The sequence below is a fragment of the Ensifer sp. 1H6 genome (assembly GCF_001976035.1).
Taxonomy (GTDB): Bacteria; Pseudomonadota; Alphaproteobacteria; order Rhizobiales; family Rhizobiaceae; genus Ensifer; species Ensifer canadensis.
Genome location: NZ_MOAI01000031.1, coordinates 23,582 through 40,705, shown reverse-complemented (window position 1 = coordinate 40,705; position 17,124 = coordinate 23,582). Strand labels below are relative to the sequence as shown.

21 protein-coding genes are annotated in these 17,124 nt (G+C 57.5%); 7 read left to right on the top strand and 14 right to left on the bottom strand.

The window, feature by feature from the left end:
- Window positions 1–441: 441 nt before the first annotated feature.
- The 3 genes from BKP54_RS27975 to BKP54_RS35460 all read right to left on the bottom strand — a co-directional run bounded on the left by BKP54_RS27975 (window position 442) and on the right by BKP54_RS35460 (window position 1,461).
- Window positions 442–792, bottom strand: a complete 351-nt coding sequence (locus BKP54_RS27975) for a hypothetical protein (protein ID WP_084815226.1) — start codon at window positions 790–792, stop codon at window positions 442–444.
- Between the two features lie 90 nt (window positions 793–882).
- Window positions 883–1,197: a hypothetical protein gene (locus tag BKP54_RS27970; RefSeq protein ID WP_084815225.1), complete on the bottom strand. Its 315-nt coding sequence runs from the start codon at window positions 1,195–1,197 to the stop codon at window positions 883–885.
- Window positions 1,198–1,200: 3 nt separating this feature from the next.
- Complete coding sequence (locus BKP54_RS35460) at window positions 1,201–1,461, bottom strand: hypothetical protein (protein ID WP_128090510.1); 261 nt, start codon at window positions 1,459–1,461, stop codon at window positions 1,201–1,203.
- A 75-nt stretch (window positions 1,462–1,536) separates the two neighbouring features.
- Here BKP54_RS35460 and BKP54_RS27965 point away from each other — a divergent pair, with 75 nt between their 5' ends.
- Window positions 1,537–2,022 carry a hypothetical protein gene (locus tag BKP54_RS27965; RefSeq protein WP_084815224.1) on the top strand — a complete coding sequence of 162 codons (486 nt, stop codon included), beginning with the start codon at window positions 1,537–1,539 and terminating at the stop codon, window positions 2,020–2,022.
- Between the two features lie 153 nt (window positions 2,023–2,175).
- On the opposite strand, the gene BKP54_RS27960 is transcribed toward BKP54_RS27965, so the two are convergent.
- Genes BKP54_RS27960 through BKP54_RS27950 form a run of 3 tightly spaced genes read right to left on the bottom strand, consistent with a single transcriptional unit; the run spans window position 2,176 to window position 3,509 of the window.
- Window positions 2,176–2,919 carry an SOS response-associated peptidase gene (locus tag BKP54_RS27960; RefSeq protein ID WP_057224324.1) on the bottom strand — a complete coding sequence of 248 codons (744 nt, stop codon included), beginning with the start codon at window positions 2,917–2,919 and terminating at the stop codon, window positions 2,176–2,178.
- A gap of 12 nt (window positions 2,920–2,931) precedes the next feature.
- The gene (locus tag BKP54_RS27955; protein ID WP_128090509.1) at window positions 2,932–3,255 is read right to left on the bottom strand and encodes a hypothetical protein; all 324 of its coding nucleotides are present in this window, start codon (window positions 3,253–3,255) and stop codon (window positions 2,932–2,934) included.
- Between the two features lie 5 nt (window positions 3,256–3,260).
- On the bottom strand, window positions 3,261–3,509 hold the full coding sequence (locus BKP54_RS27950) for a hypothetical protein (RefSeq protein ID WP_084815222.1): 249 nt from the start codon (window positions 3,507–3,509) through the stop codon (window positions 3,261–3,263).
- Between the two features lie 264 nt (window positions 3,510–3,773).
- On the opposite strand from BKP54_RS27950, the gene BKP54_RS36815 reads away from it, so the two are divergent.
- Window positions 3,774–4,100 carry a succinoglycan biosynthesis protein exoi gene (locus tag BKP54_RS36815; protein ID WP_245317913.1) on the top strand — a complete coding sequence of 109 codons (327 nt, stop codon included), beginning with the start codon at window positions 3,774–3,776 and terminating at the stop codon, window positions 4,098–4,100.
- A 107-nt stretch (window positions 4,101–4,207) separates the two neighbouring features.
- Here BKP54_RS36815 and BKP54_RS27940 read toward each other — a convergent pair whose 3' ends face one another.
- From BKP54_RS27940 to BKP54_RS27925, 4 genes are all read right to left on the bottom strand, one after another.
- A complete protein-coding gene (locus tag BKP54_RS27940) occupies window positions 4,208–5,278 on the bottom strand; it encodes an ABC transporter substrate-binding protein (RefSeq protein ID WP_084815221.1) in 1,071 nt (356 codons plus the stop codon).
- Between the two features lie 49 nt (window positions 5,279–5,327).
- Window positions 5,328–6,095 carry an ABC transporter permease gene (locus BKP54_RS27935; RefSeq protein ID WP_084815256.1) on the bottom strand — a complete coding sequence of 256 codons (768 nt, stop codon included), beginning with the start codon at window positions 6,093–6,095 and terminating at the stop codon, window positions 5,328–5,330.
- An 85-nt stretch (window positions 6,096–6,180) separates the two neighbouring features.
- Complete coding sequence (locus BKP54_RS27930; protein ID WP_128090519.1) at window positions 6,181–7,050, bottom strand: ABC transporter permease; 870 nt, start codon at window positions 7,048–7,050, stop codon at window positions 6,181–6,183.
- A 26-nt stretch (window positions 7,051–7,076) separates the two neighbouring features.
- Window positions 7,077–8,192, bottom strand: coding sequence for an ABC transporter ATP-binding protein (locus BKP54_RS27925; protein ID WP_084815219.1), 1,116 nt, complete (start codon window positions 8,190–8,192; stop codon window positions 7,077–7,079).
- A gap of 283 nt (window positions 8,193–8,475) precedes the next feature.
- Here BKP54_RS27925 and BKP54_RS27920 point away from each other — a divergent pair, with 283 nt between their 5' ends.
- The 5 genes from BKP54_RS27920 (at window position 8,476) to BKP54_RS27900 (ending at window position 13,845) form a co-directional block, all read left to right on the top strand.
- The gene (locus BKP54_RS27920) at window positions 8,476–9,174 is read left to right on the top strand and encodes a GntR family transcriptional regulator (protein ID WP_084815218.1); all 699 of its coding nucleotides are present in this window, start codon (window positions 8,476–8,478) and stop codon (window positions 9,172–9,174) included.
- A 102-nt stretch (window positions 9,175–9,276) separates the two neighbouring features.
- A complete protein-coding gene (locus BKP54_RS27915) occupies window positions 9,277–10,635 on the top strand; it encodes an aspartate aminotransferase family protein (RefSeq protein ID WP_084815217.1) in 1,359 nt (452 codons plus the stop codon).
- Entirely contained in the window at window positions 10,632–12,341 is a 1,710-nt protein-coding gene (locus BKP54_RS27910) for an acetolactate synthase catalytic subunit (protein ID WP_084815216.1), read from the top strand. The genes BKP54_RS27915 and BKP54_RS27910 overlap by 4 nt, the downstream gene beginning before the upstream one ends.
- A complete protein-coding gene (fabG, locus tag BKP54_RS27905) occupies window positions 12,338–13,114 on the top strand; it encodes a 3-oxoacyl-ACP reductase FabG (protein ID WP_057215245.1) in 777 nt (258 codons plus the stop codon). Before BKP54_RS27910 ends, fabG begins: the two co-directional genes overlap by 4 nt.
- 35 nt (window positions 13,115–13,149) lie before the next feature.
- A complete protein-coding gene (locus tag BKP54_RS27900) occupies window positions 13,150–13,845 on the top strand; it encodes a response regulator transcription factor (RefSeq protein WP_084815215.1) in 696 nt (231 codons plus the stop codon).
- Window positions 13,846–13,878: 33 nt separating this feature from the next.
- Here BKP54_RS27900 and BKP54_RS27895 read toward each other — a convergent pair whose 3' ends face one another.
- The 4 genes from BKP54_RS27895 to BKP54_RS27880 all read right to left on the bottom strand — a co-directional run bounded on the left by BKP54_RS27895 (window position 13,879) and on the right by BKP54_RS27880 (window position 16,951).
- The gene (locus BKP54_RS27895; RefSeq protein ID WP_025428883.1) at window positions 13,879–14,184 is read right to left on the bottom strand and encodes a helix-turn-helix transcriptional regulator; all 306 of its coding nucleotides are present in this window, start codon (window positions 14,182–14,184) and stop codon (window positions 13,879–13,881) included.
- A 4-nt stretch (window positions 14,185–14,188) separates the two neighbouring features.
- A complete protein-coding gene (locus BKP54_RS27890) occupies window positions 14,189–15,526 on the bottom strand; it encodes a HipA domain-containing protein (RefSeq protein ID WP_084815214.1) in 1,338 nt (445 codons plus the stop codon).
- 726 nt (window positions 15,527–16,252) lie between these two features.
- Complete coding sequence (locus tag BKP54_RS36810) at window positions 16,253–16,441, bottom strand: hypothetical protein (protein WP_084815213.1); 189 nt, start codon at window positions 16,439–16,441, stop codon at window positions 16,253–16,255.
- A 42-nt stretch (window positions 16,442–16,483) separates the two neighbouring features.
- On the bottom strand, window positions 16,484–16,951 hold the full coding sequence (locus BKP54_RS27880; RefSeq protein WP_158071729.1) for a hypothetical protein: 468 nt from the start codon (window positions 16,949–16,951) through the stop codon (window positions 16,484–16,486).
- Window positions 16,952–17,124: the final 173 nt, after the last annotated feature.

Below are 17,124 nucleotides of genomic sequence, written 5' to 3'. Positions count from 1 at the left end.
TTGTTCCCCGCGGCATCGTATTGCCAGTCATACTGGCAGTTTCCCCTATAGTAGGGCGTGTATCCGCCTCCACCACAGTCGTTGTTCGCACAGACCGCCACAGCAGTCCCGACAATTGCCACCGCAACGAGTGCTGCGGCCGCCTGATTTTGCTGCTGAACCATTTGGTTGCACTCGATGGGGCTAATGCCACGTCGCGCTAGTTCATGGGTGAGTTCTGGCGAAAAATTAAGGTCGGTGTTTGTGATGAAGGTTCGACAGAGAGCCGCTTTGCTCACGCGCGCTGGATCCTTGCGAAAGTCTGCTTGTGTGGTCGTACAACTCGCCAACGCGAGCGCCATCGCAGCGGCCGCAGCGAGCCGCTTCGTAATGTGGATATGCAAGATTTTTCCCCCAGTTCCCTAGGGGATCATGTCACAACTTGTCGAAGAGTCGAGTCGCCTACTTAAACTCTTCTTTGGTGCCGTCTTCGTAGACGACGCCCCGCACACAGGCGTATGCGGTGACTTCATCGTATTTCAACTTTAACAGCCGTTCGAAAGTCGTCCGCCACTTCCTGATCGTTGTCGCGGATCCACCGCCCGCAATTTCTACGTCTCTATCGAACGTGTCTGCGGCGACGTGTCCGCCGAGGACATCTTTAAACCCGAAATCAGCATCGAGCATTCGGATCGGCTTTTGAGCGCGGGAATTCACGGTCACCGTTACTTCAATGTTTCGATCTGACCACTCGTCAATTGAAAGAAGGTCGGCATTGCACGCTGCGAACGACAGCAGCACCGTATCGCGCAACCTTCATTCGGCGCGCGCGCTATCCCAATCATAGCCCATCTGCCCGCTCCAACGGTTTCATGCCGCGGGGGTGATGATCGGCCATGCCATTTAACAAAGAGGAAAAGCACCATGGACAAGAACGTGTCCGCCGGCGCGGCTGTGCTGACGTGCGGCCATTCTTGTTGTGACAATGCGAAGTAACCGATCCACATCCTTTTCGATCTCGTCGCAGATTGCCTCATATTCGTTCAGGAGCGTGCTATCGGCGCCGGATGATCGGCGTAGTCGATCACGGAACATCGCCGCTTTCGCATATGCTCGGCACAGTTCTCGCAAAGCAAGGCTTCGGACCTCCGACAATTGCTGCCGGCGCTCTGGTAATTTGATCGTCAATCGAGAGCGGCCGATTTTCTCAAGGTCCATATGCTATTTCCAGATCTGCCTTACGTTAGATGTTCGCAGCAGTCGATCGACATCTCTTTCGATTTCAGCGAGGACGGCGTTCAAACCGTCGAGATCGACGTGGTCATGACGCAGCGCAACGATCAAGTCATCTCGGGCCATGGCGGCGAGTGCGTATTCTTCACATAACGCACGAAAGGCCGGGCTCCGTTGCGCTTCGATCATCGCTCGCAGCGCTGGGAGCCGCATTTTCAATCGGGATCTGCCGATCCTTTCAAGGTCCATAACGGTCTCTCCTGACCTGGCCTTGCCGCCTATCAACTATCGCATGTTTCCCTGAAAATAAAAGGGGTTAGCACCATGACACGACGCATCAACGCGGCGGGCCTTGCGCTCGTCAAGCAGTGGGAAGGCCTGAAGACGAAAGCCTATCGAGACGTAGGCGGGATCTGGACCACTGGCTACGGCCATACAAGCGCGGCCGGCGCGCCTGCGATGACGCCGAACATGGTGACCACCGAGGCAAAGTCCGAAGAGATCCTGCGCGCCGATCTGGCCAAGTTAGAGGAGCGAACCGACGCTAAGCTCGAACATCTTGGTGTTGGCATTAATCGAGCGCGAAATGCACTTGCGGAGGGCGATCACGGTCTCGCGGCGGATCTTCTGCGAGATTTCGGGGTAGGGTGCCCCGGGCGAGGTGATCCCAGAGCGCTGCGTTGCTTGGGGCTGGGGCGTCGCTCTGGGATCATTAGCGCCAATGGTGCGGTTGGCGCTCAACCAGCAATGGCAGGACCATTTAGATTCGGCAATGCAACTAGGACCTTTGTCCGGATGGATCAGACTTAAGTCCTAGGTTGTGCACTCCGCCGCTGCATGCAGGATCCTACGTCGCCCGATGCGAGTTGGCTGGTCGGGGCAGCTCCTTGTTGACCTCCGTCCCTCCTGTCGGCTGCGGTGGGTTTATGGTTTCCGGACCTTCATAGTGGACAAGGAAAGGTGTCAACCTGCATTGGCAAGCGCTTGCATGTCTGCCACCTGTACGATCTTCAGCTTGTCGTCGGGTAGGGCGCGCTGCAGTGCGCGCGCTTCTTCCCACGGAGCCGCAAGCCATGTCGCGACCTCGTTCTTCGTCGTCAGAAGCACCGGCATCGCCTTTTGATGGATTGGCGCAACGACACCATTCGGTTCCGTCGTCAGGAATGCGTACAGGTCCAGCGTGACGAGCCCTTCCTTGATCTTGCGAACGCTGGTCCAATCCTTCACCCAAATGCCGGCGAAGAACATCAATGGGTCGTCCGCAGTGCTTGCGAACCACGCGTTTGGTATGCGGCCGCCCTCGACCTTGCTTGCTGGATCCGGTTCGGCAAAGCGGGTTACGGGGACGACGCAGCGGTTTTCCACTCCCAGCCAACGCTTCCAGTGTTTACTGGATGTGTTGCGAACATTGGTGGTCCCGCCATCGGGCTCCATCTTCACCAGTTCCTCGAAGTCGACCTCTTTCCCTTTAGCGCGGAGCTTGTCGGCGCGCTTCTTCGCGCCCTCGAAAAGCGCCTGGCTTGAGGACGGCATACCCCAGCGCACCATCGCCAGTTCGCGGCGATCCTGGTTGTTGCGAATGATCGGCGCGAAGCGATCGGGGTAGATGTCAACGGACGGCTCGAGGTTGCCGACCAGGTCATGCGTGACCGATACGAAATCGCGGATCGCCTGCTGGTTCGTGGTCAAATTGTAGAGATTGCACATCGTCATTGCCCCTCAGAAAAAGTCGTCTTTCCATACTGGCTTGCGAACCGTCTTGATCCTGACCAGCTTCCGGATGCGGAGCTTCCCAGTGTCGGCTCCCCGTGGCAACTCGAAAACTGCCCGTAAATAATCCTTGTGATTGCATTTCTCGCAGCGAAAGTGCGGTGCGATTTCGTCAATCGGGACATCACCACAAAGCTGCAACAGGTCGCGACAGTGATAGCGATGCGTGATGCGGCAATACATGCAGTCGATCCTGACGATCTGGCCGGTCTCCTCGGCCTTGGACAGGGTATGCATGCGCTGTCGACGGGTTAGGCCATTCTGTTCAGGCATGGTCGTCAGCCTGAAGCGCTTGCGCTTTCTATAACTGCGGCGGCCGGATCGCGGCACGGGCGCCACCCGCGCGTGAAGCCCAGGCTCATCGAAATCTCGGCCAGTGCGAGCTGTTCGCGTAAATGCCGGCAGTCGGCCAGTAGGGTCCGGATGGTGGCCTCGGCATCGCCATTGTGCCACGCAAGGGCCGCGGCGAATTCGTCATGCGTCTGATCTGTGTTGTCGATCTGGGTCGTTTTCTGAGCGGCGGACATGGTTTCTCCTTGTCCGGAGTGCCTTCCCGGAGCGTTCGTCTGTCAGGTTTTAGGTTGGCGGCCGCATCGCCGGTGAAATTAGGACTTCTTGGCCGGTGGCCAGTCGATCCTCGTCACTCATGCTGCCTGCCTTCCCGCTGCGATGTTCCTAATATGTTCTCGTGATCGCAAGAGTCAATGTCCCTACTTGGGGCGGTTGCTTTTTGATCGATGGCTAATATATTATGCAACTCTAACTTTAGGAATTTGATGGCACGGGGAGACATGCGCCATCAGCATCGCAGAGTTCCACAGCGACGGAGATCACTGCTACGAGATGCGCCGGCCCTGCTTGTCCTTGTAGGCGCCACAGGCATCGCAGGCGTGACTTCGATCGAGGAGTGGATTTCAGACCCTTCGAAGCTCCTTTCGATGGTCGATCCTGGTTGCACTATCAAAGGCAATGTCAGCATCAATACCGGCGAGCGGATCTACCACCTGCCAGGTCAGACCTTTTATTCAGAGACCGTGATCAATTCGCGTTACGGAGAACGGTGGTTCTGCAGTGAGGCCGAAGCGCGGGCCGCTGGATGGCGAAAAGCACGGCGTTAGCCCTGAGGTGTCACCAAGCATTGAGAGATCAACGACACGCCGAACGGACGGCTCAGATCTGCTTGAGAGACCCGAGCTGTCTGTTTCATTTCTGCGGCTTGGCGCTGCTAGCGAAGCCACTCATTCCAGCGTTGCAGCAGTTGCGCCGCATTGGCGTTGATCCACTCTGAATCGGGGACAACCATATAATCCCGGACTTCATCTGCATGCGGCATCGTCTTGCGCACGTCTTCCGACATCAAGGCGATCGCCTCGGTGCTTGGCGGTGTGCACGACAGCACTTCGCAGGCCTGCGCCTGCGCCTTCGGTGAGTTCAGCCAAAAGGCCATCAGCTTCAGCGCGTTCTCACGGTTTTGCGCACCTCTGACAAGCGCAATTCGGTCTCCAACCAAAAACGATGCCTTGTAGGACCAGGCGATCGGCAACCCTTCGTTCTGCATCGCCTTTGCGCGCGTCAGCCATATCTGTCCAACTGAATAGTCGCCATTGCGAAACCCTTGCACACTCTGGTCGCCGGTCTTCCACCACACCGAAACCGAGGGCCGGATCTCGTCCAGTTTTCTTAACGCCCGCTCGACGTCAAGCGGAAACAGCTCCTCACGGCTGACACCATCGGCAAGCAATGCCGCTGCCATCACACGCCATGGATCATCGAAGTTCGGAAATGCACGCTCACCCGGAAAGGTCTTGCTGTCCCACATATCGGCCCAGGTCTGTGGCGCCGGTTCTCCATCGCCAGTTCGATAGGCGAGCAATGTGGCTGTTGATTGCAAAAGTGCACCGCCGGCTGCACAGGCGTTTGCACCGAGATCCCTTCTTCCGGCGAACTGTTTGCAGAAATCCGTCAGGTCTTCGGTGACCGCCTTGTGTGCCTTGGATGCCGCCTGGATTTCACCATCGAGATAAAGATCCCAGGTGACATTTCCAGTCTTCACCATTGCCGCGACCTTGGCGCGCATTTCCGCGTTTGTCGCAACGACAGTTACGACCTTTATCCCGGTCGCCTTGGTGAAGGGATCAAACCAGGCCTCCTTCAGCGCGCGGTCGTAGGCACCGCCCGTCGAAGCGATGACCACCTGCTCAGCTGCAAGCGATCCGGAGGACCAGGTTAGCAGAGGCAAAACGCCTGCAAGCACTATCCCGTGTATTCTAGTCCAACGCAGCGGAATCGAAATCATGGCTGTTTCCTTTGTAGGGTTGGTAGGGATATGGAAAGCGTCGCTGTGATCAGTTTCGCTTTTGGGCATTCGCCAAATGAATGGCGCCCATCAACATGAGGGAAACCGCCACGAGCACTGTCGAGACCGCGGCGATGACCGGCGTGAGGTTGAAGTCGATATCTTCGAACATCTTTCGTCCGATCGACTTGCCGCCAATATCCGAGATGAAGAACGCGACCGTCGCTTCATCGAACGAAGCCAGAAAAGCGAACACAGCCCCTGCCGCCACACCCGGTGCAATATTGGGCAAGATCACAAGGACGAAGGCCTCAAGCCTGTTGGCCCCGCAGTTCAATGCTGCCAGTTCGAGCGCGGGGTCGAAACGTTGCAGCGCCGCCGTCACCGTTATCATCACGTAAGGTGTGGCAAGCACGGTATGGGCGATGAGAAAGCCGAAGAAGTTGCCCGTAAGCTGCAGCGGCGAGAACACCAGATATAGTGCGACCCCAAGGACAATGTGCGGCACGATCATCGGCCCAAGCGCAAGAGCCTGAAGCGCCGATCTGAAGGGGAGGCGCCCTCTCACGATCGCCAGCGCGGCCATCGTGCCAGTAATCGTGGCCGTCGCGGTCGTAGCAAGCGCGATCTTGAGGCTGAACCAGGTTGCCGCCATCCAGTCCGGGTCACTGAAATAGGCACGGTACCATTTGAGGCTCAACCCGCTCGGCGGAAACTCAATATAGTCCATTTCGCTGAGTGACATGGGGATGACGATGAGCGTTGGCAGCAGCAAGAAGAAGAGGACGCAACCGATCACGACAGCCAGAGTGATCATGCCGACGGTCTTGGCAAAGACGTGGAAGGCTGACGCGGCGTAATGGTCGCGAACCACGGACAGACGATTTGGCGAACGTGCGAGATCAATGGACACTGTGCAATCCCTTGCTGAGCGAGAGCGTCTTTCGAAACAGGAAGACGAAGATGAGCGTCACGGTTAAAAGCACCGTCGAAAGCGCTGCGGCGAACGGCCAGTCGAGCAGAACAGTCGTCTGCTGTCCGATCAACGTTGCCATCAGCATAGATCCTGGGCCGCCGACCAACGCCGGCGTGATGTAAAAGCCCAGGGCAAGGACAAAGCACAGGACGCTGCCCGCAAAGACACCCGGCAGGCTGAGGGGCAAGGTGACACTGATGAATGCGCGAAACGCTCCAGCACCAAGATTGCGCGCTGCCCTGACATAGTCGGGCGGCAAGGTCCGCAATGTCGAATAGATTGGCAGGATCATGAACGGCATCAACACATGCGTCATCGCCACGATGACCGCGCCCTGCGTGTAGATCAGCTTCAGCGGTCCGTCGGTGATACCGACATCCGCCAAAAGTGTATTCACGATGCCATTGCGCTGGAGAAGAACCACCCACGCGTAGGACCTGACCAGAACCGATGTCCACAAGGGTATGAAGACGCAGGCCGCAACCACCATGGCAACGCCATGTCGCAACCGCGCCATCAGATAGGCGACGGGAAAGCCGAGAAGCAGGCTTGCAATCGTCACAACGAATGCAACCTTCACCGTGCTCGCCAACACGCCGAGATAGAGCGGCTCGGCAACAAGCCGCCGATAGTGATCAAGGCTTCCGCCCTCAAAACTCAGCGCAACCAGCCGGGTGACGGGATAGACGAACCCGAGGACCAGTGCGGCGACAAGTGGCGTCACCAAGCAGACCGAAACGCTACGCGAATAAAACCGTGCGGATGCCTCAGTCGATCGTGGCTGGCGTGCGGACATGGCCTGCGAAACTTCGGAAAGGCCGCTCATGCCGCATGCCTTTCCGTTTCTGGAAATAAGTGAATGGCTCCATCATCGAGCAGAAGGTCAACCTGATCCCGCTCGTGAAATGGCAATCCTCCATCGGCCGGCAGCTGTATCTGCAACACAACGTCCGGGCGGCTTTCCAGCCGTACCATGACAATATGGACAGAGCCCACAAAGACACAGGTCTCCACGACAGCCGCAAGGCAGCCCGCACCACCTTCACCACACCTGGCAACCCGAACCCGCTCCGGGCGTATCGCAAGCTTTACTGTTTGCCCGGCCGATGGGCCGACATTTCGCAGACCTTGTGAACGAATGGAGAGAACAGTGTCGTCGGAAAGACGCACCACGGCCGTGCCACCTGCGTTCTCGAGGCAACTGCCCTCGATGAAGTTCATTCGACCGATAAAATCGGCAACAAATGCGGAATTCGGGTGCCGATAGAGTTCTGTGGGAGGACCGAATTGCATCAACTCGCCGCCGGCCATAACCGCAACGCGGTCTGACATGGTCAGGGCCTCGTCCTGATCATGCGTCACATAGACTACCGTAGCGCCCAGCCGCTCTTGCAGGCGCTTGATTTCGAACTGCATCGCCTCTCGCAGCTTCTTGTCCAGCGCACCCAATGGTTCATCCATCAACAGAACAGGCGGCTCGAATGCCAGCGCTCGGGCTAATGCAACGCGCTGCTGTTGGCCGCCGGACAATTGTTGGGGGTAGCGCTCCCCATAACTTGAGAGCTGCACGAGTTCGAGCATCTCCTCGACCCGTGTGGCAATCCGCGTCCTGTTCGCTCGGCCCCGCATGCGCAACGGAAATGCGATGTTTTGATGCACCGTCAGATGCGGAAAAAGAGCGTACTTTTGAAACACCATGCCGATGCCACGCCGGTTAGGAGCAACATGCGTTACATCTCGTCCTCCAATGACGATTTTGCCGGCGCTCGGTCCCTCAAATCCCGCGATCATGTTCAGCGCGGTTGTCTTGCCGGAACCGGAAGGACCGACAAGCGAAACAAACTCACCGGCACTGATTTCAAGCGACAGGCTCGTGACGGCCCTAACACTGCCAAAATGCTTTTCGAGCCCAACAAGCGATAAATATTGACCAATCAATTCTGACTTTCCTTTCAACTGTTCCGGCGACGCTCTGTGGCGTCTAACCTCTGAAGGGCCCGTTTGACGGCCCCGTACCAACAATCCCATCGGGCGACCCGCAGGCGCAGCCAGGGCAAATCAACGGCGATGAAAAAATCCGCGCCAACCTGGCAGGCGGCACCCGTGACGATAATCAAGAAAGCTGCTAGGACTCGTTGATGCGACAAAAGCTTTGCAGAACTTTCATATTTCATTTTTGTTGCATCAAAAATTTGCATTGTCAACTGAGTGAGAGGTTTGAATGGCGGTCCATGTGAGCGAGTTGGCCAATATTGATCGTGCGGCGGAGAACCTTGGCGATGCGGCGTATCGCCAGATGAAGGAGCGGATTATCCGCGGCGTCTACCGTCCGGGGCATAAGTTGACGGTGAGGGCGGTTGCCCAGGACTTGGATGTCAGTACTACTCCTGCGCGTGACGCCATCAATCGGCTCGCAAGCGAAGCGGCGCTCGTCTATGCCGGCCCAAAGACGGTCGTCGTGCCTGTCCTTGATGCAAAAGCCCTGCAGGAGATCACGCTTATTCGGTTGGCGCTCGAGGGGTTGGCTGCGCAGCAGGCCGCCGAACATGCTGTCCCGCAGGACGTGCAGGCCCTTAGGTCTCTGCAAAAACAAATTAATTCAGCACTTGACGCTGGGCGGTACGCAGATGCCCTGTGGCACAACAAGGAGTTCCATTTCGCGATCTTCCGGCTGGCAAAATTGCCGCACCTTGTTTCGATGATCGAAACCCTTTGGTTGCGGATCGGCCCCTCCCTGCACGATCTCTACCCAGAATTTGCAAAGGAGCGGTTTGGCGTTCACAACCATGAGGTTGCGATGGAGGCGCTCGAGGAGCGCGATGGTGCAGCCGTCCGGGCTGCAATGGAGAATGATATTCGCGACGGCTATCGGCGTCTGAGGCGAGCCTGTCGCGAAAGGGCGATTGGCTCCGCGCAATAGAGAATTTGTTGCATGGACTTGACTGTTGGGTTTTTTGTTGCAACAAAAGTGTAAAGCTCGTACAAACGACGAGCCGAATTTGTTGCTCAGAAAGCCCAAGCCATGTCAGTTCAAGGAATTCATGCCGCGCAGGCCTCGCCTGCACGGACTAAATCGACACGTCTATTCCGTCGCGCAGTGCCGGTTTTCCCCGGTGGTGTGACCCGCGCCACGGTGGAGAAAGATCCTATCCCGTTTTACGTCGCGTACGGGGAGGGCGCCTATCTGGTTGACGTCGATGGCAATCGTCTCCTCGACCTCAACAATAACTTTACGACCCTTATTCATGGACACGGCTTCGAGCCGGTCCGTCAGGCTGCAAGCGATCTTATGCGGACGGGAACGTGCTTTGCCAACCCGACGCAACACGAGATCGGGCTTGCCGAGTTGCTTGTTGATCGTATCCCGGCCATCGAACAGGTGCGCTTCGTCAACAGCGGCACCGAAGCGGTGATGTTCGCAATCAAAGCCGCCCGCGCATTCACGGGCCGACCTGGAATTGTCAGGGTCGAAGGGGCCTATCACGGCGCTTATGATTGGGCCGAGGCCGGGCAGGCGGTGGCCTCAAACCCAGACGATCGGGCAGCCATCCCACGGGCAATACCTGCCTACCATGGCACTCCTGTAAGTGTCGCCGATGACGTCCATCTCATTCGCTTCAACGACGTGGACGGACTTGAGCAACGCCTACACGCCTTGCGTGACCGTGTCGCCTGCCTGTTGATCGATCCGATGCCCAGCCGCGCCGGTCTTCTTCATCCCAATGCCACCTTCATCGAGGCACTGAGTTCGGCTGCACGCAAGCATGGCATTCTCATCATCGCCGATGAGGTTCTCAATCTCAGGCAGGGCTACGCAGGAGCCTCGCCGCGATACGGGCTCACCCCCGATCTCGTCACGGCCGGCAAAATCATCGGTGGTGGGTTCCCGATCGGCGCGATCGGTGGACGTGAAGAGATCATGCGGGTTTTTGGTACACAGGTGAACAAGCCTCTGCTGCTGCAGGGCGGCACATTTTCCGCCAATCCCGTCTCCATGGTCGCCGGTCGCGTCGCCATGGAAGCAATGACACATGATAGCTTCAATCACCTGGAGGCGCTTGGAGAACGGCTGCGTGACGGCCTTCGAAGCAGCATCAGCCGCGTTGACGCGCCATTCTCTGTCACCGGCGCAGCTTCGCTGTTTCGAATACACCCCAAAACCAATGCACCAACCGAGTTTCGAGAAGCTTTGCTGAGCGATGCGGAAGGCCTCGTGATGAGGGGACTTGCACGGCATTTCCTTCAACGCGGCATCCTCCTTCCCCATGGCGCCGCAGCCAGCCTTTCGACACCAATGACCAACAGCGACATCGACCTCATCCTCGCTGCCTTCGATGATTTCCTGAGTGTTCACGCCGCCAACGAGAGGGCGCAATCATGACCAATGCCGCAACTGAAACTGTCGCCGAGCGCATTGCCCGCATCCTTTGCCGCCACCAGGTGGAAGTCATCTTCGCCCAGAGCCTTCCCTCGGCAGTTATTCTCGCAGCGGAGGCGGCCGGCATCAAACAGATCGCCTATAGGCAAGAAAACATGGGCGGGGCGATGGCCGACGGATATGCCCGCATATCAGGCAAAGTCGCTGTGGTTGCCGCCCAGAACGGTCCTGCCGCGACACTTCTTGTCCCGCCTCTTGCGGAAGCCTTAAAGGCGAGTGTTCCGATCGTTGCGCTCGTTCAGGATGTGGAACGCGACCAGGCGGACAGAAACGCATTCCAGGATTTCGACCAGATCGCGCTCTTTCAATCCTGCGCCAAATGGGTCCGGCGCGTTCAAGTCCCAGACCGGATTGACGACTATATCGACGCCGCCTTTACCGCAGCTGCATCCGGCCGCCCGGGGCCAGCAGTCTTGCTCCTACCTGCCGATCTGTTGCGCGCGCCGGCTCAGCCGGCCACCCTTTCGAGATCAAAATGCCTCGGCCGATGGCCACTTGATCGCACGCGTCCCTCTGAAGAAGCCCTCGATGAGGTGGCACGGCGAATTGCATCGGCGAAGGCGCCTATCATCGTTGCAGGTGGCGGCGTGCATGGCTCAGGCGCCGCAGAAGAGCTGACAGCCTTGCAGCATGAAGCAAGCCTGCCGGTGATAACCACTAATATGGGCAAGGGGGTGGTCGATGAGTTTCATCCATTGTCTGCCGGTGTCCTTGGATCATTGACCGGCCCACGCTCGCTCGGACGTCACTCGCTGCCATTGATTGAAGAAGCTGATCTTGTCCTTCTGGTCGGTACGCGAACCAATCAAAATGGAACGGACAACTGGCGCCAAATTCCAACCTCTGCGACAATCGTACATATCGATGTCGATCCGGCAGAGATCGGACGGAATTATGAGGCAATCCGCCTCGTTGGCGACGCCGCGGAAACACTTTCGGCCCTTCGGGAAGCACTTGGTCGCGTCGACCTTACGCGTCGCAATAGCGATCGTGCGCGATTGGAGGAGCGCATCAAAGGCTTCTGGACCGCGTTCGAACGTGATCGTTTAGACGTTTCAACCGCGACTTCCGGGCCCATCCGTCCGGAAAGAGTGATGGCCGAGCTTCAGTCCCTACTGACCGCTGACATGATGGTCGTCGCCGATGCCTCCTATTCCTCGATGTGGGTTGTCGGGCAGTTGCGTGCACCAGGCGTCATGCGGTTTATCACGCCTCGCGGTCTCGCAGGACTTGGTTGGGGTGTGCCGCTCGCGATCGGCGCTAAGGCTGCCCGTCCACAAAGCCCTGTCGTTGCTCTCGTTGGCGATGGCGGCTTCGCCCATAGTTGGGCGGAGCTCGAAACCATGGTGCGCATGCAACTTCCCGTTCTCATCATCGTTTTGAACAACGGCATCCTTGGTTTCCAACGGGATGCGGAGACCGTGAAATTCGGCAGATACACGACGGCATGCCATTTCGCCGACGTCGACCATGTGCAGATCGCCAAGGCTTGCGGCTGCCCCGCGGTCCGCGTTGAAGATCCTTGTGATCTGGCCGATCTGCTCAAAAGCAGCATCAATGCTGAGGGACCAATGTTGATTGAGGTCATGACAGACCCGGAAGCACATCCTCCTCTTTCTCTCTTTGCCAATATGGATGCGGCAGCATGACAAATCGCCAAACGGAAAGGATCGCCGTGGTGACCGGCGGCACGACAGGTATTGGGCTGGCAACAGCCCAATACCTTCTCGCACGCGGCCACCGGGTTGCGATCTTCGGTCAAAACGAAGGGCATGTGCGAAACGCCAAAGACGATCTTACCCGTGAATTTGGTGCTGAGCGCCTGTTCGCGCGCACCGTTGATCTCGTGCAACCACCTCAGATCACCACATTCTTTCGTGAGCTCGAGCAAAGCTGGGGAAGTGCTGGTGTTCTCGTTTGCAATGCCGGGGTCTCGCCGAAGGGTGTCGACGGTCCGTCCCCCTTCGATGAGGTCGACCTTAAAGAGTGGAACTCAGTTCTTTCGGTCAATCTAACCGGTGCAATGTTGTGCTGCCAGGCGGTGTTGCCAGGCATGGTCCGGCATGGATTCGGACGCATCGTGTTCGTTGGTTCGATCGCCGGGCGAACGCTTCCCCGCATCGCCGGTAGCGCTTACGTAACCTCTAAGGCAGCAATGGCTGGTCTCGCGCGTTCGCTTGTCTGGCCTTATGGCGCCCACGGCGTCACAGCCAACGTCGTTGCTCCGGGCAGAATTGCGACCGCCATGGCCGGTGCTATCAGCGCCCCAACCAATCAGGCGGCTATTGCGCGCATTCCCGCTGGCCGAATGGGCGTCCCGAACGAAGTTGCCGCTGCCATAGGCTTTCTCGCCGGCGATGAAGCCGCCTTCGTCAACGGGGCAATCTTGGATGTCAATGGCGGCGAGTACGCGCCAGCGTGAGGCTGAAGTTGAGCGTTTTCCGCAAAGGAGGATAGATGAACGGGCGAATAGTTATCCATACCGAAGACGCGGAGCTTTACCTGCTTCTTAAACACATCCTCACGCTTGAAGGTTTCTCGGCCGAAAACACCAACCGTTTGACCGAGCTGCTGAGCCGTGTTCATCTTGCCCCACCGCTAGCGGTCATTGTCGACTGCTCTGATCCCGACATGAATGCATCTGCCGTCTGCGCCCGCATCAGGGCCAACACAAAGCCTGAGGCAAAGGTTGTGTCTCTCGTGAATACGGCGAACGGCGGCGACGGTCATCGCCTGGCCGCGTCAACCGTGGACTGCATCATACACCGTCCGTTCAATCCGGAGCGGTTGCTTGCATTTCTGCGCGGTTTGCGCGCCGATGTGGCGGCGCAATCCAGCACGCAAACACCAACGATATTGCGTTACGCCGACATCGAAATGAACCTCGGTCGGCTTCGCGTCGAGCGAGACGGCCACCCGGTCCTTCTGTCGGCACTCCAGTTTCGTCTGTTGCTGTGCCTGATGCGGGCTCCCGACGTTGTCCATACCCGCGATGACCTAATTGCCGCTGCTTGGCCACCCGATGCAGAGGTCGAACCGCGAACCGTTGATATTCACATTGGACATATAAGACGAGCAATGAAGCGGGCGGGGGCTGATGTCATTCGAACCGTTCGCTCTGTCGGGTACGCGCTTTACCTGCCATCGCATTGACTGAGCGGATTTAATGGCTTTGCAGAACTCTTCCTATTTGTGATCTTCGGCCGGCGAATCCAGGCGTGATTTCGGGACGAACCCCAACGTGAATCCAAAGAGCCGCCCGATCTTGGCAACCGTGTCGACAGTCGGATTTGCTTTCCCGGTTTCAATCTCAGCGACTTGTCTGCGCGTGATGCCAGTCAGTTCCGAAAATTGTTTTTGGTTCAAACCAAGTGCCCTTCGGATCTCAGAAACAGCCTGGGGAAGTCGCAGATCCCCAGCCGCCGCTCTTTCAGCCAGGCGCCGTCTCAATTCCCTCGTTTCTTCCTTGGTGGGTTTCTTCCATCGAGGCATATTCTCACACCCCCGGCGCTGAAGCGGCTGCGTCCAGCACCTTTCCAACAAGCTCGGCGCACCCTGACATTGCGAAATCCACGACTTCCGCGGGCACTCCCATTGCCAGCGATATTTTCGGTGCGTTGGCAAGCCGCTCTGCAAACGTCGCCATCTCCTCAAGAAGCGCGGCCGCTGCTCTCTCGTCCTCCATGAAAATTGCACGGCAGACCTGCCACCAATCAGGATCGCTGTCGCGGTGTGTGTCGCGCATCACTCCCCATCTCGTCGATCTGGCGATGCCTTCGATCGCAAGACGCATCGGCGCGAAATCGAACAGCGGCGCAAGTGTGATATCTCCACCAGGAGTCTTGCGCAGAGCGGTGTTCCGTCCATGGTTGTCAGGATTGCCCATCGCTCTATTGGTGAGATCGCGTTTCGCGTATTCCACGATATCGATGAATGGTTGGTCCGAATGGCGCTTCAAGACATTCACATAGTCTTCGTGGTCTGCGTTGTGTCCGAACTGCGCGACACCAATGCTAGAAACCATGCTTTCCTGGCCGAAGCGACATAGCAGCCCTCCTTGGATTTCCCGATCAAAGCGCGGGATCATCAACACCCCTTGCTCATAGGCCGAGACTTCATGAACCCGCAGGCCGAGCTCTTTGGCAACGCGCGAATAGCCGGATTCCGCCTCCAGGATCAGCCGATCGCGTTCGTTGCTGCTCCTGAGTAGTTTTACGATTACGTGTCGGATGGCTTCGTCGTCCTTCACAAACGCGTCTGGATAATAGAGACCATCGACCGCTTGTGTTAGAGCGACCTTCGGCCATTCGCCTTGCAGGCCGCTCGATCCTGAGGCGATCATGCCGAACCGGTCGACGACTTCGATGAATTTTTCGCTGCGATTGAAGATGTCGTCTTCAGTGACCCCAGCGCGCGTCACGTTCTTAAGTCGTTCCCGTTCAGCCTCCGCTGCCTGCTTGATGCGGACGTTGCCCACCGGGCTGCCCGCTGCTCTCAGAAGGAGTGGGAGGTCGGATTCACGGTCATCCACATGCAGCCCAAGGTGCTCCGCGAGCTTACGTCGCGCGTGCCCCTGTGGCATGAGGTCCAGTAGGAAAGGAGGCCAAGTCGCCAGATATCGACTCTCAAGGTCTACAGGGAACCTGACAGACATGGCTCTGGCGTCGCCTACCTCACCGTTGGCACTATAATCTGCGGCGGCGAAATTGGCGAAATAGTCGATGTCATACTCAACGATCGACGGCCCCCGATAACCAAGCTGGGCGTCGAGGATCTCAATTGTGCCGCATTCGCGCCAGTCGCTTCTCCAGAATGCTTCGACAGTCAAACGCATTTAATAATCCCCTTTAAGGGATATATTAATAGAGCTTTCGGCTTTTTCCAACCCATCAAAAGGGTCTGTTGTTTTGGTCGAGATTTTTACTGCGGAGAAGGACTGATCACAGAATTCGACTCCGTCGAGCGTCGCTACGCGATTATCCAGGATGCGCAGCTTGCGTGGCGACCCAGTGCACCCCTGGCGATCTCTCAGTGTCCAACAGGTCAACCAACTGGCGTCATCTTCAATGGCGCGCGGATCGTCGGTGGGATCGCGGCTGGGATAGGCGGCACGCTTGGCGTTCCTGCGGTTACTACAGCAGGTGCTACCTGCGCCATTACGGGTACTACGACGGCTACCGCTACCAGCGTCGATCGGGCCTCACAATCTACTTTAATTTCTAGCGGGCTAGCGCGCACAGCACTGCGGCACGTCAATGCACCGACCCCGCGCGTCGTTGGGCGGCGCACATATCGCTCGCCTTGCTCGAGAAAAAAGCCGACGAAGTGAGAATCCTAGAACCGGTCGACAGACGCCCGATCCTCTTCTCATCGTCACCGTCGAACCAACCCTTTAAGTCTGTTGCAATCGGCATAGATCCTCCCGCAGGAGGATGCCGCGATGTCAGAAGAATGGCCGATGTATATTTTGCAGTGTGTTGTCGTGATCGGCCTCGTAGGAGCTCTGTTCATCAGGGCAGACTAAACCTCGATAAATACTGCTTCCTGCTTCGACATCTGCTCAGGTCCGCCATTTCGGCGTGCGGTTTGCGTTGTGTAGCAACTCGCGGGCAGTAGCAAAGTGACCGAATAGGTACCTAAGCCTCTTCTCCTCCTCGTAGCAGAGGCGGTGTTTTTTGCAGAAATCGGTCACTGACCAGACTTTCGTTGCTGCCTCAGCAGCAAGTTTCTCGGTTTCTATACGCTCCATGTCGACCTCCCGGCGATTTACATTCGGCCATCCTACTAAAGTCTAATGTAGCGGGAAATAAACTAAGACATAGCCACTTTGGGCTACCCAATTGGGGCGGCGCGCCTCCTCTGGCAAAACGGCGATTGAGCGGCCGCTCTCCTGTTTACAGGATCGAGCGGCCGCCTTTGTTATTGCGCCGGTGTTGTCGTCGACGGCTGGGTGGTTGAGGGTTGGGTAGTCGATGGCTCCGTCGACGGCGTCGTTGTCGATGGCTCGGTAGTGGACGGAGTTGTTGATGGTGCGGTCGTAGTCGGCTCCGTAGTGGATGGAGTCGTGGTGGACGGAGTAGTTGTAGACGGCGCTGTTGACGGTTCCGTAGTGGTTGCCGGCGGAGTTGCCGTTTCTGTCGCGGTGTCGTTCGTCCCTGGCATTAGGAACATCACCGCCAAGATGATGATCACAACAGCGACGACTAGGCCAATTACGGTATTCCGGTTCATGCAGACCCCTCCTAAGTGTGGCTTTCACTTAGAAACATGGAGCGCAGCTTGGGGTTTTCAATGTGGGAAGCCAATGCACGACAAGCTTGAGCGCTCGACAGCACACGCACCCATCATCTTCCTGGTCAGACAAAGATCTCTCCGCAATACGGAGTGCGCTGGTTTTGTTCGGAAGCAGAGGCGAGGGCAGCTGGCGTAGAG

Coding starts and splice junctions, on each gene's coding strand:
- BKP54_RS27970 (WP_084815225.1), bottom strand. CDS start 1,197: ATGGACCTTGAGAAAATCGGCCGCTCTCGATTGACGATCAAATTACCA.
- BKP54_RS35460 (WP_128090510.1), bottom strand. CDS start 1,461: ATGGACCTTGAAAGGATCGGCAGATCCCGATTGAAAATGCGGCTCCCA.
- BKP54_RS27965 (WP_084815224.1), top strand. CDS start 1,537: ATGACACGACGCATCAACGCGGCGGGCCTTGCGCTCGTCAAGCAGTGG.
- BKP54_RS27960 (WP_057224324.1), bottom strand. CDS start 2,919: ATGTGCAATCTCTACAATTTGACCACGAACCAGCAGGCGATCCGCGAT.
- BKP54_RS27955 (WP_128090509.1), bottom strand. CDS start 3,255: ATGCCTGAACAGAATGGCCTAACCCGTCGACAGCGCATGCATACCCTG.
- BKP54_RS27950 (WP_084815222.1), bottom strand. CDS start 3,509: ATGTCCGCCGCTCAGAAAACGACCCAGATCGACAACACAGATCAGACG.
- BKP54_RS36815 (WP_245317913.1), top strand. CDS start 3,774: ATGCGCCATCAGCATCGCAGAGTTCCACAGCGACGGAGATCACTGCTA.
- BKP54_RS27940 (WP_084815221.1), bottom strand. CDS start 5,278: ATGATTTCGATTCCGCTGCGTTGGACTAGAATACACGGGATAGTGCTT.
- BKP54_RS27935 (WP_084815256.1), bottom strand. CDS start 6,095: ATGATCACTCTGGCTGTCGTGATCGGTTGCGTCCTCTTCTTCTTGCTG.
- BKP54_RS27930 (WP_128090519.1), bottom strand. CDS start 7,050: ATGTCCGCACGCCAGCCACGATCGACTGAGGCATCCGCACGGTTTTAT.
- BKP54_RS27920 (WP_084815218.1), top strand. CDS start 8,476: ATGGCGGTCCATGTGAGCGAGTTGGCCAATATTGATCGTGCGGCGGAG.
- BKP54_RS27915 (WP_084815217.1), top strand. CDS start 9,277: ATGTCAGTTCAAGGAATTCATGCCGCGCAGGCCTCGCCTGCACGGACT.
- BKP54_RS27910 (WP_084815216.1), top strand. CDS start 10,632: ATGACCAATGCCGCAACTGAAACTGTCGCCGAGCGCATTGCCCGCATC.
- fabG (WP_057215245.1), top strand. CDS start 12,338: ATGACAAATCGCCAAACGGAAAGGATCGCCGTGGTGACCGGCGGCACG.
- BKP54_RS27900 (WP_084815215.1), top strand. CDS start 13,150: ATGAACGGGCGAATAGTTATCCATACCGAAGACGCGGAGCTTTACCTG.
- BKP54_RS27895 (WP_025428883.1), bottom strand. CDS start 14,184: ATGCCTCGATGGAAGAAACCCACCAAGGAAGAAACGAGGGAATTGAGA.
- BKP54_RS27890 (WP_084815214.1), bottom strand. CDS start 15,526: ATGCGTTTGACTGTCGAAGCATTCTGGAGAAGCGACTGGCGCGAATGC.
- BKP54_RS36810 (WP_084815213.1), bottom strand. CDS start 16,441: ATGGAGCGTATAGAAACCGAGAAACTTGCTGCTGAGGCAGCAACGAAA.